Origin of the sequence: Alishewanella agri BL06 (assembly GCF_000272005.1) — a bacterium.
GTDB classification, from domain to species: Bacteria; Pseudomonadota; Gammaproteobacteria; order Enterobacterales; family Alteromonadaceae; genus Alishewanella; species Alishewanella agri.
The window spans coordinates 44,196-58,102 of the sequence record NZ_AKKU01000009.1 but is presented as its reverse complement, the minus strand read 5'-3'; the positions used below and the strand labels follow the sequence as shown (position 1 = coordinate 58,102).

Genomic DNA, 13,907 nt, shown 5'->3' with positions numbered 1-13,907 from the left:
CCGGTTCGCCGGGGTATTTTTTATTTTAGGATCCGTTATGTTTTATCCTCTTGCCAGAAAGGTGTTATTTAGTTGTGATGCTGAGCGCTCGCATGATTTTGCGCTTGGAAGTTTAAAACGTCTGGCGCATACACCACTGTCGGCGTTATGGCAGCAACAACTGCTGACTAAGCCGAAAACCGTCGCTGGCATTCGCTTTGAAAACCCGGTTGGCTTAGCGGCTGGTTTGGATAAAAACGCTGACTGTATCGCCGCTTTTGCCCAAATGGGGTTTGGTTTCCTGGAAGTCGGTACTGTCACACCGCGGCCACAACAGGGTAATCCCAAACCGCGCATGTTCCGCTTACCGCAGGCGGAAGCCATTATTAACCGCATGGGTTTTAACAATAAAGGCGTGGATTATCTGGTTAATAACGTAAAGCATAGTCAGTTTAAAGGGGTGTTGGGTATCAACATCGGCAAGAACAAAGATACCCCAAACGAGCAGGGTAAAGATGACTATGTGCACTGTATGCGTAAAGTCTACCCCTATGCCAGTTATATCACAGTCAATATTTCTTCGCCCAATACGCCGGGATTGCGGGATCTACAGTTTGGTGAGGCCTTGTTTGATTTGCTGCAAAGCGTTAAGAATGAGCAGCTGGATTTGCAGGCGCAGTATGATAACTATGTGCCGGTCTTTGTAAAAATTGCGCCAGATATGGACGCGGTAGCGGTAGAGCAGGTGGCCGAAACCCTGTTAAGCAGCAAAATGGATGGTGCTATCGCGACTAACACCACGCTGGATCGTAGCCTGGTGGCCGGCCAGCGTTATAGCGATGAAGCTGGTGGTTTAAGTGGTAAACCGGTACAACAACGCAGTACCCAGGTATTAAGTCAGTTACGTCAGGCCGTCGGCCCGGCGTTTCCGATTATTGGTGTTGGCGGTATCCATGATGCGGCCTCTGCAGCAGAAAAATTGGCCGCGGGTGCTGATCTGTTACAACTGTATACGGGTTTTATTTACCGCGGGCCGGCGTTAATCAAAGAAATCGTCGAGTCCTTATAACGATCTGTTGCCGATCATGGTTATTTAGACAGAATTATTCTTTAACTTTTTGATCGGCGTGCTATATTAGTGCTAATAAGTGCGTAGTCTGACCAGATAAAGGAGCACAATGTTAACGCCGTCAGAGCAATGGACCTGGCATTACTGCCCGCAAAAAGATCGTCTGTTGTTGGAAATAGATGACCAGTTGCAGTTTTGTTCCGACCTATCGGGCGCTAATCTGCATAGCCGGATCCAGCAGCAACCTTTTTCGCTAGAAGAGGCGGAAAGTTATTGGCGTTTTCATGATGCATTACTGCCGGTCATCAGCGACGATGCGCTGCGTCTGGAGTTGACTTTACATGCGCTGGCCAATCGCTACCGGCAACTGAGCGCCCATAAAAGCTGGTACTTTGCCACCCAACGCTCGCAAGACAGTGGTTTATATCAGTTGGTACAGTTGCAAGGTAAAGACACCATCACTGCTTTAGTGGTTGCTTCAGATCTGGAATGTGTCGAGTGCCTGTTGCTTGAGGCTGGCGAATCGCTCGCTGGTAAGTTGCTGGCACGCAGTACAGTAATCCGGGTATTACGAAACAGAGCAACACCTATCGAACAAGATGTCAATCTCGCCCGCACTGCCTGATTTTAAGGCCTGAATGCTAAGGATACAAAAATTACTGCAGCAGGCCTTTAGCCGCTCATCTGGCGCGCTAGCCTCGGGCAAACCCTTAGTCTCTAAAAAGCGTCGTCTGCTGCTGGTTTTGCTGGCACTGTTTCATCTTTCTGGCTTGCTGTCATCATTGGATGCGCTGATGTCATCCCGCACAGCGCAGGGCAGTATTGCCTGGATTGTGTCGCTAAATACCTTTCCGTACGTGGCGGTGCCGGCTTATTGGATCTTTGGCCGCAGCCGGTTTCAGGGTTATATTATTTCCCGCCAGGCTACTGAACATGAACTTGTCAGTAAACATCAGCTTAAAGCATCGGGAGTAGAGCAATATATTCTGCAAAGTACCCGCGAACGCGGCAGTTTGCAGGCTGTTGAGCAGTTAGCAAAAATGCCGTTTTTGCGTGGAAATGCCGCTGAGTTGCTGATTGATGGTGAAGCGACTTTTGACAGTATTTTTGCCGGTATTGCCGCGGCACAGCATTATCTGTTAGTCCAGTTTTATATCGTGCGCGACGATGAGCTGGGGCAACGCTTACAGCAGGCCCTGATTGACAAAGCGCAGCAGGGCGTTGCGGTCTATTTTCTGTACGATGAGATTGGTAGTTACCGCCTGTCCCAGGCCTACTTACGCCAGTTAACTGCTGCGGGCGTCGCTGTGCGGCCTTTTCATTCTACTAAGGGCCCGGGTAACCGCTTTCAGCTGAATTTTCGAAATCATCGCAAAATTGTCATTAGCGACGGCCAACATGGCTGGCTGGGTGGCCTGAACGTTGGCAATGAATATTTGGGGCAGGACCCGCGTTACGGTAATTGGCGTGATACCCATTTAAAATTGACGGGGCCGGCGGTATTAGCGTTGCAATTATCTTTTGTTGAAGACTGGTTCTGGAGCGCTGACACCGTGCCCGCCTTGCATTGGCAGGCTGAAGCGGCGGCGACTGACGATATTCCGGTGTTGATCTTACCCTCTGGTCCGGCCGATCGCTTCGAAACCGCCAGCCTACTGATCCAGCATGCCTTGCACAGTGCCAGAGAGCGGATCTGGATTGCCAGCCCCTACTTTGTGCCAGACGAAGGTACCCTGGCGGCCCTTAAACTCGCTGCCCTGCGTGGGGTGGATGTGCGTATTCTGATCCCGGAGCAAACCGATAACCTGTTAGTGACGCAGGCGGCTTATGCCTTTATCGGGCCTTTATTAGATGCCGGTGTTAAAATCTATCGTTATCAGCAAGGCTTTTTACATGCAAAAAGCTTTCTGGTTGACGAGCGTCTTGCCGCCATCGGCACCGTAAATCTGGATAACCGCTCGTTTCGCTTAAATTTTGAAATTACCGCCTTGTTGCTGGATGAAGCCTTTACCCGGCAACTGGAGCAACAGTTTTTAGTCGATTTCAGTCAGTCACGGCAAATGTCATTGTCTGAACTGGCATTGCGTCCCTGGTGGTTACGTGCTGTGTCGCGCGCCGCGCACCTCATGGCCCCGATTTTATAGGAGATTCCGTTTTGACTGCACAAGTCAGCCCCTGGCAGCAGTTTTATCAGGCTTTACAACAGGCCATCCAGCAGCAGCAACTGGTCAAGCTGGTATTGAGTAAATATCAGGGTAGCGATAGCAGTCTGCAACGACTGGAAATTACACCAGTGCAATTAAAAGGCAGCTGGCAACTCAAGTTTTTATATCAGCATCAAACCAACCATATTACACAAAACTATGGCGCTGAGCCGGCGCTAGCCTTAATTGATAGCTTATTGCAACAGGATTTCGCGCAGGCAAATTTACAGAGTAGTCAGCTGCAAGCCCAGCTAAGCCGTTCAAAAAAGGGGAAGTTTCTGCTGAATTTGAAGCGCCAGGCAATCGCACCTGTCGTCGCCAGTGCGCATAACCGTGATAAACAACGCTATGTTGAACAGAGCCGGCCATTTTTACAGGCGTTGGGGGTTACCGATGCACGTGGGCAAATTATTCCGGCGATGTCGAATAAGTGGAAGCAGATCAATAAATTTATTGAAATTCTATCCGGTGCGGTAAAAGACAGTGGCTTACTGCAGCGTGGCACTTTGCACGTTGCTGATTTTGGCTCGGGTAAAGCTTATCTGACCTTTGCGATGCACGACTATTTTTGTCATACCCTGGGGATGCAGGCCCAGGTGACCGGAGTTGAACTACGACAAAACCTGGTTGATTTATGCAATAACACTGCCCGGCAGCTGCAACTAAGCGGCCTGCAATTTGCTCAGGGTGATGTAAAGCATTTTCAGGCACAGGGTATTAATGTGATGGTGGCGTTACATGCCTGTGATACCGCGACAGATTATGCCATTCATATGGGGATCCGCACTGGCGCCGAAATTATTATGTGTTCGCCTTGCTGTCACAAAGAAGTTCGGCCACAAGTCAGATTACCGCTGGTGTTAGCGCCAATGCTGCAACATGGCATCCATCTGGGGCAGGAAGCCGAGATGCTAACCGATAGCTTACGCGCCTTACTGCTCGATGCGCATGGTTACGACACTAAGGTATTTGAGTTTATTTCGCTGGAGCACACCAGCAAAAACAAAATGATCCTGGCGACGAAGCGGCAACAACCAAAAGATAACACTGCAGTACTGGCACAAATTGCCGAATTAAAGCAATTTTACGGTGTAAAGCAGCAATGTCTGGAGCAGCTGTTAGCCGCAAGTGCCACTGCGATATAAATGAGAGGCGACATTGCTGCTAATGCAGCAATGTCGGTGCCGCCCTTTATTGGCGCAGCGCCTCCACCAGCTGTTTTACTGCCTTAAGCTGTGGGCCGTCGATAGTGGCATAATGTTCGCCACTGTAACCCCACCAATCCCAGCAACCATTCGGGTTAAAGGGCGCCATCGCGCTTTTCTCAACTTGTGGATACAAAATGACCAGCTGATTGGTATCGGCGTACTCGTTCAGACCAGTGTGACGGATATAGGCATCGCCGACCTGACTGACATCCTGCTTACAACCATGAAAACTGATATGGAGCCGGCATGCGGCGCCTCTGGCGCAGCTTTCAGGGATATACAGATAACCCTCAGCAGCCAGTTGACCTGCCGCTGCCGGTGCCAGTTGATGCTGTTGCAGTTTGACTAATTGCCCGCTGGCTTGGCTGGCTGGCGGTTTTATCGCGCCCAATAAATGGCTTAGCAACTGGCCACTGGCATCATAATTACAGCTGGCGATAAAAGGTGACTCAGATTTATCACAGGCAGTGAAGCCGGCCTGCTTAGTCGGAAAGTGATGCGCAAAAGGCTGATCATTAATAAAGCGCAGCGCTTCTTTGGGTATCCATTGCTGATACTGCTGATAAAGCGCGGTGCTGACTTGTGGCAATACTGTCGCATCGGCAGAGCCGCTAAAGAGCCAGACTTTACTGTCAGCAAGTGCCGTGGCCGGTGCCAGCTTGCCAGCGGCTTGTTGTGTCGCAAGGTACTGGTTAATCGCCGGCAGATCCGGTGTTGCGGTGGGCTGATTCATACAGTTGCCAAGCGCCTGCATTAAATCGTTTTTCGCACAATACACCGGCCCTGCCGCCAGGATAGCGGCGCCTTTCACCTCATTAGCGAACGCCAGATGAAATTGCGCCGCGATGTAACCACCGGAAGATAAACCCGATACGGTCAGATAGGGTGCCAGTTGCAGCTTGGGCAGGCTAGTCTCAGTCTCAGCAGCAAGCAAGGGTCCAGACATTGCCGCGACTATGACGCTACTCAGGGTTAGGCTGGTTTTAAACATAGTTTCTCCGCACGATAATACGTCGTTAATAGCGCCAGCATAACCGGCATTACCTTGCTGACAATAACGCTTTAGTACAGTCAGGGGTTTTGTTGCTGCAGATATTCCAGATAACGCTCGGTCGATCGGGTATTGGCAACTTGCTGCCAGAGGTTTTGGGCTACATCTGGCTGTGCCTTAAAAAAGGCGTTACTTAACATCAAATAGCCTACCGAGCGATGTACCGGCTGCGGATGAAACAATACCGGTCTTTGCTGCAATTCTGCCGGCTGTACCGGCTGATCATTAAACTGGCACAGTACCGTTGTTGCATCAACCCGACCCGAGCTAACTAAATCCAGGGCGTGATTGATTGAATCAGCATGAACTTGCACACTTTTTGCCGGCAGGGGGATGGGGCGATAACCAAGTGGGCGGGCGATAGTAAATTCGCCGCCGTTGGCCAGTTTATCCGGCAAGGCACTTTGCGGGTGATAGGCCAGGCACAGGCTAAAACTACTCATCGCAAACCGCGGATCAGCTTCACCAGAAGCCGTGCGGGGCATTTGCATATAATGTTCACGATCGGCGGAGTATTCGGCAACCAGCGCATCGATGCTATTATCTTCGAGCTGTTGCAGGCAGCGTAACCAGGGTTGGCGGATCAACTCCAGTTGCAGATTGCTCGCCGCGGCTGCTGCCCGTAAATGCTCAATCGCAGCCCCCGGCGGATCGGCTGGTACCAGGCCATGGCCGCTGTAAAAAGGCAACAGTGGCTTGTCTTCGTAACAAAATCGCAGGCGAGTTTCGGTGGCCTGCACTGGCAATGCTGTCAACACCGTCAACACGATGAACAGCAACAGCAGCCGTTTTAACATAGCAAGATAAACTTCATTGATACTCCGCAACACGGCGCATAACCTGCGCGAAACAGCTTAAGTATAGCCGGCTCACTGTGCTTTTGCCGCCTTTATTACCAGGGCCTTGCCGCGCCCCCGCGGATCGGACACCGCCGTGGTGCCAGCTTTATTGATAAGGATCAGCTGGATATCACCTAAATCCCAATTCGGTGTATGCAACTGATAGCCTTTTTGCGTGAGCTCGGCTTGCGTTTGGGCATTGAGTGTTTGATAGGGCTCCAACCGGATCTGATCCTGCGGTAATAACTGGTGATGAAAGCGCGCAGCGGCCACCGCTTGTTGCGGTGTCATTTGAAAATCATACAGATTATTTATTACCTGAAAGATACTGGTAAAAATCGTTGAGCCACCTGGGGTGCCGATTACCAGCGCGGGCTGCTGATCTTTTAAAATAATCGTCGGCGTCATTGAGGATAGCATGCGTTTACCTGGTGCAATGGCATTGGCGTCACTGCCGACTACACCAAAGGCATTGGGTACACCCGCCTTGGCTGAGAAATCATCCATTTCATTATTAAGTAAAAAACCAGCGCCCCGGACGACGACGCCACTGCCATAATCCAGATTCAGGGTATAAGTATTGGCAACGGCGTTACCCGCGGCATCGACAATCGAAAAATGCGTGGTTTGTTCAGATTCCAGGCCAGGTTTAATCGCTGCTGTGGCTGAGATACTGTCCGGGTTGATTTCTTTTGCCCGCTTGGCTAAGTAGTCAGCTGCCAATAATTGCTGGACAGGGACTTCGGTAAAGGCCGGATCGCCTAAATAATCCGCCCGGTCAGCGAATACCCGCTTGGCAATCTCAGCCATCAGGTGCACGTATTGCGCAGAATTATGGCTTACACCACGAAAATGTTGCTGATTTAATTCTTTCAGTGTGAGCAGTTGTTGTAACGCAATACCACCTGAGCTGGGCGGCGGCGCTGTCAGCAACTGCATATCACGCCAGTTTGTTAATAAGGGCGTGCGCCATACGGCTTGATAAGCAGCCAGATCTTCAGCACTGATCAGGCCGCCGCCACGCTGCATTTCTGCGACGATCAGGGCTGCGGTTTTGCCCTGATAAAAATCGGCAGGACCCTCTGCCGCGATGCGTTTTAGGGTGGCGGCCAGCTCAGGCTGCACAAAACGCTCACCAGCACGCATGTGACCGAAGTAGTCAATAAAGTTGGTTTTGCCGGCAAAGCGTTGCAGCATATCGCCTTCGTATAAATAGGCTTTCTCTGGCACGATAAAACCGTGCTCTGCCAGCTGGATTGCCGGCGCCAGCAGCTCAGCCCAGCTTTTGCTACCAAATAACTGATGTAACTGCCACATACCCATTACTGTACCGGGAACTCCGGAGGCCTGATGCCCGATAAGACTTAGACCCGCAACGACTTCACCCTCCGCGTTCAAGTACATATCGCGGTGTGCTTTGGCCGGTGCCGTTTCCCGGTAATCCAGAAAGTAGGCTTTGCCATTAAACCACAGGGTAGCAAAGCCACCACCACCCAAATTGCCGGCCTCGGGGTAGGTTACAGCCAGCGTAAAAGCGGTGGCGATTGCCGCATCGACGGCATTACCCCCTTGTTTCAGGACCTCTGCTGCCACCTCAGCGCCATAGCTATCGGGGCTGGCAACAGCGGCAGCCCTTGGAGCCTGGGTCTCTGCTGCGGCGAACAGGGTATTAGGTATGGCGATAAACAGCAACAGGACACTGAGGCCAGATGACTTTAGCAATGACATAACACGCGCTCCGCAACAAACTATGCTGCAGACCTTAGCATTTAGCGGCCGGAAAGAAAATATTGAAAAAAAAGGCGCCACAGGGAGAGGCGCCAAAGCGTCAGGTTTACGCTGGATAACAGTACGTATAACAACGACGTTAGTTTAACGAACTGTACTGCCGTACTATTGATCTACCGCAAGAAAAGGGCGAACAGCCGGAATAAGTTGCCCGCAGCGTCAATATATCTTACAACTGAAAGCACAGCTTACCCGGATTAGGATAACTCAAATGAAAACTATGCCCCGCCTGTTAGCGTTACTCTGTTTCACGCCTTTATTGTCACTTGCTGCCGCCCCTAGTGGCATCGTAATCCATGGCGGTGCTGGCACTATTAACAAAGCGCAGCTTACCGATACCCAGCGCCAGGCCTATGAAGCTACATTAAAGCATGCCGCGGAGCAGGGTTATGCCGTGTTGCAACAAGGTGGCAGCAGTCTGGATGCGGTGACCCGTGCCGTGATGATCCTGGAAGATTCGCCGCTGTTCAATGCCGGCAAGGGCGCGGTTTATACCTATGATGAAAGCCATGAGTTGGATGCCTCTATTATGCAGGGCCAAGACCGGCAAGCCGGCGCTATTGCCGGTGTCAGCACCATCAAAAACCCAATTTTGCTGGCACGGGCAGTGATGGAGCGATCAGAGCATGTAATGCTTGCTGGTGCCGGCGCTGAGGCCTTCGCCGATACCCTGCAGCTGGAGCGGGTACCGAACAGCTATTACAACACTGAATTTCGCTATGAGGCATTAAAACGCGCCAAACAGGCGCTGCAGCCGCAGCCACATCAGGCGGCTGTTCCCTTTGACCCAGCCTGGCGTATGGGCACCGTTGGCGCCGTAGCCATTGATAAAGCCGGTAACCTGGCCGCCGCGACCTCAACCGGTGGCATGACCGCCAAACGCTATGGCCGGATTGGCGATGCCCCGATGATTGGCGCCGGTAATTTTGCTGACAACCAAAGCTGTGCAGTCTCAGCAACCGGCCATGGTGAGTATTTTATCCGTTATCAGGTAGCCTCCGATATCTGCGCCAGGGTGAAATATCAGGGCAAAACGGCCAGTGCAGCCGCAACGGAAGTGATGGCTGAGCTGGCACAAGTCGGTGGCACTGGTGGCGTAATTGTAGTGGATCCGCAAGGGCGCTTAAGCTGGGCCTTTAATACCGAGGGTATGTACCGGGCGATGCTGGGCGATACGACACCACTTAAAGTTGAGATTTTTCAAGCCGAATAACGCGTGAATAACAGGCAAAGCAGGAGTTCATCGTCTAACCTTAAGCATGTGGATCGCCTTTTTCTGTTTCAGCAGTAAAGCGGCGCCCGATAATTCGTATGAGTAATTGAGGGGGATGCATGGACTTACTAAAAGTTGCCGATTATATGAATCGCCACCCGGTGACCTTTGATGCTGATATGCCAGTGGAGATGGCAGTGGACAGATTAATCAAAGGCCGGCAAACCGGAGGCCCGGTGATTGATGCGCAGCGCAAAATTATAGGTTTTATCTCCGAGCAGGATTGCCTGGCTCGGATGCTGATGTCGACTTATCATGACCAGCAGGCCGCGCGGGTCAGTGATGTGATGCGCACCGAGGTGCTGACGGTAAAAGAGTACGACGGCATTATCGATCTGGCGCAAACCATGTTAAAAGCCAAACCCAAGCTCTATCCGGTGGTTGATGATAACGGTCATCTGCTGGGAATTATTACCCGCTCTGATGTGTTAGGCGCCATAGATAAAGAACTACACTCGCACTATAGCAAAGCGGGTTAGCGTAAAGCAGGCTAGCGGTAAAGCGGAGCAGGACGCAAGAAAGCTGGCGCTAAGGCTGCAGTGGCGTTGCACTCCTAACCCCTAACTTGGTAGCATTGCGCCCTCTGAAAGCTGAGGGCGCTAACTTGTCTGTTGAAACACCATCCACTGTCTCCACCTTGTCGGCCCAAATCGGTCAGTGTCTGCTGCAAGATCAATTCCGGCTGCGTCGTAAACTGGCCCAGCTAAAACAGCTGCCATCAGAGCAAGCTGCGGAGCAACTGAGCAAACTTGAAGCGCAAATCGCCCAGTCCTCTGCGCTACGTGCTGCCAGGCTCTCTGCCATGCCGACGTTAAGCTATCCGGCTGAGCTGCCGGTGGTGGCGAAAAAAGACGAAATTAAAGCCGCTATTGCCGCCCATCAGGTGGTGATTATTGCCGGCGAAACCGGCTCTGGTAAAACCACGCAAATTCCGAAAATCTGTCTGGAGCTGGGGCGGGGTGTCGCCGGCACTATTGGTCATACCCAGCCCAGACGTTTGGCAGCGCGCAGTGTCTGTGCCCGCTTAGCTGAAGAGCTGCAATGCCAGGTTGGTCAGCAAATTGGCTATAAAATTCGCTTTGGTGATCATACTAATCAGCAAACGCTGGTCAAATTGATGACCGACGGCATCTTGCTAACCGAAATGCAGCAAGACCGCTTTTTAAATCAATACGACACCATCATTATCGATGAAGCGCACGAGCGCAGCCTGAATATCGACTTTCTGCTGGGCTACTTAAAGCAGTTATTACCACGCCGCCCGGATCTGAAGCTGATTATTACTTCAGCCACCATCGATCCTGAGCGTTTTTCGCGGCATTTTTTCGATGCCCCCATTATTGAAGTCTCAGGCCGCACCTATCCGGTAGAAGTCCGTTACCGGCCTTTTACCGAGCAGGATGATAAAGATGGCGACCAGCTGCAGGGTATTTTTGATGCGGTAGAAGAGCTGTATCGCGAGCCGCCGGGCGATATTCTGATTTTCTTAAACGGTGAGCGGGAAATTCGTGATACCGCTGATGCGCTGGAAAAACTGAAGCTGCCGCATACCGAAGTGCTACCCTTGTATGCACGCTTAAGTGCAGCAGAGCAAAATCGTATTTTTCAAACGCATGCCGGGCGGCGGATTATTTTATCGACCAACGTCGCCGAAACCTCGCTTACTGTGCCGGGTATTCGCTATGTGATCGATCCGGGCACGGCGCGTATTTCGCGATATAGCTATCGCTCCAAGGTGCAGCAACTGCCGATTGAAGCCATTAGTCAGGCCAGCGCCAATCAGCGTAAAGGTCGCTGCGGCCGGGTGGCGGCGGGCATTTGTATCCGGCTTTATAGCGAGGAGGACTTTTTAGGCCGGCCGGAGTTTACCGATCCGGAAATTCTGCGCACAAACCTGGCGTCAGTCATTATGCAGATGCTGGCACTGGGACTGGGTGATATCGAAGCCTTTCCGTTTTTGCAAAAACCAGACAGCCGCTTTGTTAACGACGGCATCAAGTTGCTGGAAGAGCTGGGCGCGATCCCACAGCAACGTAGCAAGCAACAGCTCAGTTTAACGCCATTAGGCAAAACGCTGGCGCGTTTACCGATCGACCCCAGGTTGGCGCGGATGGTGCTGGCAGCAAGCGAGCAGGGCGCCTTACAGCAAGTATTGGTGATTGTTGCTGCCTTATCCATTCAGGATCCGCGCGAGCGGCCGCTGGATAAGCAACAAAAAGCCGATGAGCTACATGGCCGCTTTGCTGATCCGGATTCGGATTTTAGCAGCTGGCTAAAGCTCTGGGATTACCTGCAACAACAGCAGGAAGCGCTGAGCAATAACCAGTTCCGCCGGCTGTGTAAGCAAGAGCTGCTGAATTATTTACGGGTGCGGGAGTGGCAGGATCTGGTGGCGCAGCTGACTCAGGTCGCGCAGGAGCAACAGCTTAGCTTTAACGCCAACCCACCGGGTTACCAGGCTATTCACAGCGCCATTTTAACCGGCTTACTGGGGCAAATCGGCAGTAAAGACAGCGATGCCGACTATCTGGGGCCAAGGCAAACCCGCTTTTATGTGTTTCCCGGCAGCCATCTGTTTAAGCGTAAACCGAAATGGATTATGGCGGCCGAATGGGTTGAAACCAGCCGCTTGTATGCGCGTACGGTAGCGAAAATTGAACCGGAGTGGATTGAGCCGTTGGCGGCGCATCTGGTTAATCGCAGCTACAGTGAACCGCATTGGGAAAAGAAAAAAGGTGCTGTGGTCGCTTACGAGCAGGTCGCGCTGTACGGCGTTATTATTGTCGGTAAAAGACCGGTACTGTATAGCCGGATTGACGAGGCGGTATCGCACCAGCTGTTTATCCGCGAAGCCCTGGTCAATGGTGAACTGGGCTTAAACGAAGCCTTTTTAAGTTACAACCAGCAGCAAATCAGCAAGGTGCAGGAGCTGGAAGAAAAATCCCGCCGCCGCGATATCCTGGTCGACGAAGATGCGCTGGCCGCGTTTTATGCCGAACGTATTCCGCAGTGGGCGAATAACCGCATCGACTTTAGCAAATGGTGGAAAAAAGCCCGCCAGACGCAGCCAGCGTTACTGAATTTTGACCCTGAGCTGCTATATCAGCGTGATGCCTCTGATATCAGTGCCGAGCGCTTTCCGGAAAGCTGGCGCCAGGGCAATTTAACGCTGCCGCTGGAGTATCATTTTGCCCCCGGTGAACCGGATGATGGGGTCAGTGTGTTGATCCCGCTGGCACTATTAAACCAGGTCGAAGAGCAGGGCTTTGATTGGCAAATTCCGGCGCTGCGTCCTGAGCTGTTAGTGGCGCTGATTAAGTCCTTGCCTAAGCAATACCGACGCAACTTTGTACCGGCGCCGAATTATGCTGATGCCTTAATGCAAAGCCTGACACCCTTTAGCGAGCCACTGCTCACTGCTATTAGCAGCAAGTTAAAGCGGATGTCAGGTATAACTATCCCCGACGATGCCTGGCAGTTAACAGAGCTGCCGGCGCATCTAAAAATAAATTTTAAAATTGTCGATGAGCGTAAGCTGGTGGCGCAGGGGCGCTCTCTGGCGCTACTGAAACAGCAATTACAGGGCGCAGTGCAGCAAAGCCTGAGTGAAGTGGCTGAGCAGGGTATTGAGCAGGAGCAACTGACCGAATGGAGTTTTGGCGAGCTGCCCAAAGAGTATATTAAGCTACAGGCCGGCTTTGAAATTAAAGCTTTTCCGGCGCTGGTCGACGCCGGTCAGAGCGTTGCCATTAAGCTGCTGGATAATCCACTGCGGGCAGAGCAGGAGCATATTAAGGGGTTGCGCCGCTTAGTGCTGCTGAATGTGCCCTCACCGGTGAAATATCTGCAGGAGTCGTTACCGAACAAAGCCAAGCTCGGCCTGTACTTTAACCCCTTTGGTAAGGTGCTGGAGCTGATCGATGATTGTATCGCCGCCGCAACAGATGCCTTGATCCGCCAGCAATTACCGGTGCAGGACAAAACCGCCTTTGAGCGGTTACGCGAAACGCTACGCGCTGAGCTGAATGAGCGGGTACGGCAGATCGCATTGCAGGTGGAACAAATTTTAACCGTCTATCACGATATTCAAAAACGCTTAAAAGGTAAGGTGGATCTGGCACACTTTCAGGCGCAGGCCGATATTAAACAGCAGTTAGAGCAGCTGATTTTTAAAGGCTTTGTCAGTCAACATGGTGCAGCAAGACTGGATGACTTAAAACGTTACTTGCAGGCAATGTTAAAGCGGCTGGAAAAGCTCCCGGTCGATCCGAACCGCGACCGTTTATTGATGCACGAGTATCAAAAAGCTGAACAGGCTTATCAGAATTTACTCGGTAAATATGCCGGTCAGGCGATTCCGGAGCCGGTCAGTCAGATCCGCTGGATGCTGGAAGAGCTCAAGGTGTCACAACATGCGCAGCAGTTGGGTACCCCTTATCCGATTTCGGTAAAGCGAATTTTGCATGCGGTGCAGGAGCTTAAATAATAAACTTGCG

The 13,907-nt window shown here is 51.8% G+C and carries 10 protein-coding genes; 7 read left to right on the top strand and 3 right to left on the bottom strand.

Going from position 1 to position 13,907, the window contains the following annotated elements; translation table 11 throughout:
• Positions 1-37: 37 nt before the first annotated feature.
• The 4 genes from pyrD to AGRI_RS03510 all read left to right on the top strand — a co-directional run bounded on the left by pyrD (position 38) and on the right by AGRI_RS03510 (position 4,397).
• A complete protein-coding gene (gene pyrD, locus AGRI_RS03525; RefSeq protein WP_008983631.1) occupies positions 38-1,048 on the top strand; it encodes a quinone-dependent dihydroorotate dehydrogenase in 1,011 nt (336 codons plus the stop codon).
• Between the two features lie 109 nt (positions 1,049-1,157).
• Complete coding sequence (locus AGRI_RS03520) at positions 1,158-1,673, top strand: cell division protein ZapC domain-containing protein (protein WP_008983630.1); 516 nt, start codon at positions 1,158-1,160, stop codon at positions 1,671-1,673.
• A 13-nt stretch (positions 1,674-1,686) separates the two neighbouring features.
• Positions 1,687-3,192 (top strand): cardiolipin synthase, encoded by a 1,506-nt coding sequence (cls, locus tag AGRI_RS03515; RefSeq protein ID WP_008983629.1) that lies wholly within the window; start codon positions 1,687-1,689, stop codon positions 3,190-3,192.
• Positions 3,193-3,203: 11 nt separating this feature from the next.
• Positions 3,204-4,397, top strand: a complete 1,194-nt coding sequence (locus AGRI_RS03510; RefSeq protein WP_008983628.1) for a class I SAM-dependent methyltransferase — start codon at positions 3,204-3,206, stop codon at positions 4,395-4,397.
• A gap of 46 nt (positions 4,398-4,443) precedes the next feature.
• Here AGRI_RS03510 and AGRI_RS03505 read toward each other — a convergent pair whose 3' ends face one another.
• From AGRI_RS03505 to ggt, 3 genes are all read right to left on the bottom strand, one after another.
• Positions 4,444-5,451, bottom strand: a complete 1,008-nt coding sequence (locus AGRI_RS03505; protein WP_008983627.1) for an extracellular catalytic domain type 2 short-chain-length polyhydroxyalkanoate depolymerase — start codon at positions 5,449-5,451, stop codon at positions 4,444-4,446.
• A gap of 80 nt (positions 5,452-5,531) precedes the next feature.
• Entirely contained in the window at positions 5,532-6,308 is a 777-nt protein-coding gene (locus tag AGRI_RS03500; protein WP_040291410.1) for a type 2 periplasmic-binding domain-containing protein, read from the bottom strand.
• Positions 6,309-6,380: 72 nt separating this feature from the next.
• Positions 6,381-8,078: a gamma-glutamyltransferase gene (gene ggt / locus AGRI_RS03495; RefSeq protein WP_008983625.1), complete on the bottom strand. Its 1,698-nt coding sequence runs from the start codon at positions 8,076-8,078 to the stop codon at positions 6,381-6,383.
• Between the two features lie 271 nt (positions 8,079-8,349).
• Between ggt and AGRI_RS03490 the strand changes: the two genes are divergently transcribed.
• The 3 genes from AGRI_RS03490 (at position 8,350) to hrpA (ending at position 13,897) form a co-directional block, all read left to right on the top strand.
• Complete coding sequence (locus AGRI_RS03490; RefSeq protein ID WP_008983624.1) at positions 8,350-9,351, top strand: isoaspartyl peptidase/L-asparaginase family protein; 1,002 nt, start codon at positions 8,350-8,352, stop codon at positions 9,349-9,351.
• Positions 9,352-9,470: 119 nt separating this feature from the next.
• Positions 9,471-9,890, top strand: a complete 420-nt coding sequence (locus tag AGRI_RS03485; RefSeq protein ID WP_008983623.1) for a CBS domain-containing protein — start codon at positions 9,471-9,473, stop codon at positions 9,888-9,890.
• A gap of 125 nt (positions 9,891-10,015) precedes the next feature.
• Positions 10,016-13,897 (top strand): ATP-dependent RNA helicase HrpA, encoded by a 3,882-nt coding sequence (hrpA, locus tag AGRI_RS03480; protein ID WP_008983622.1) that lies wholly within the window; start codon positions 10,016-10,018, stop codon positions 13,895-13,897.
• Positions 13,898-13,907: the final 10 nt, after the last annotated feature.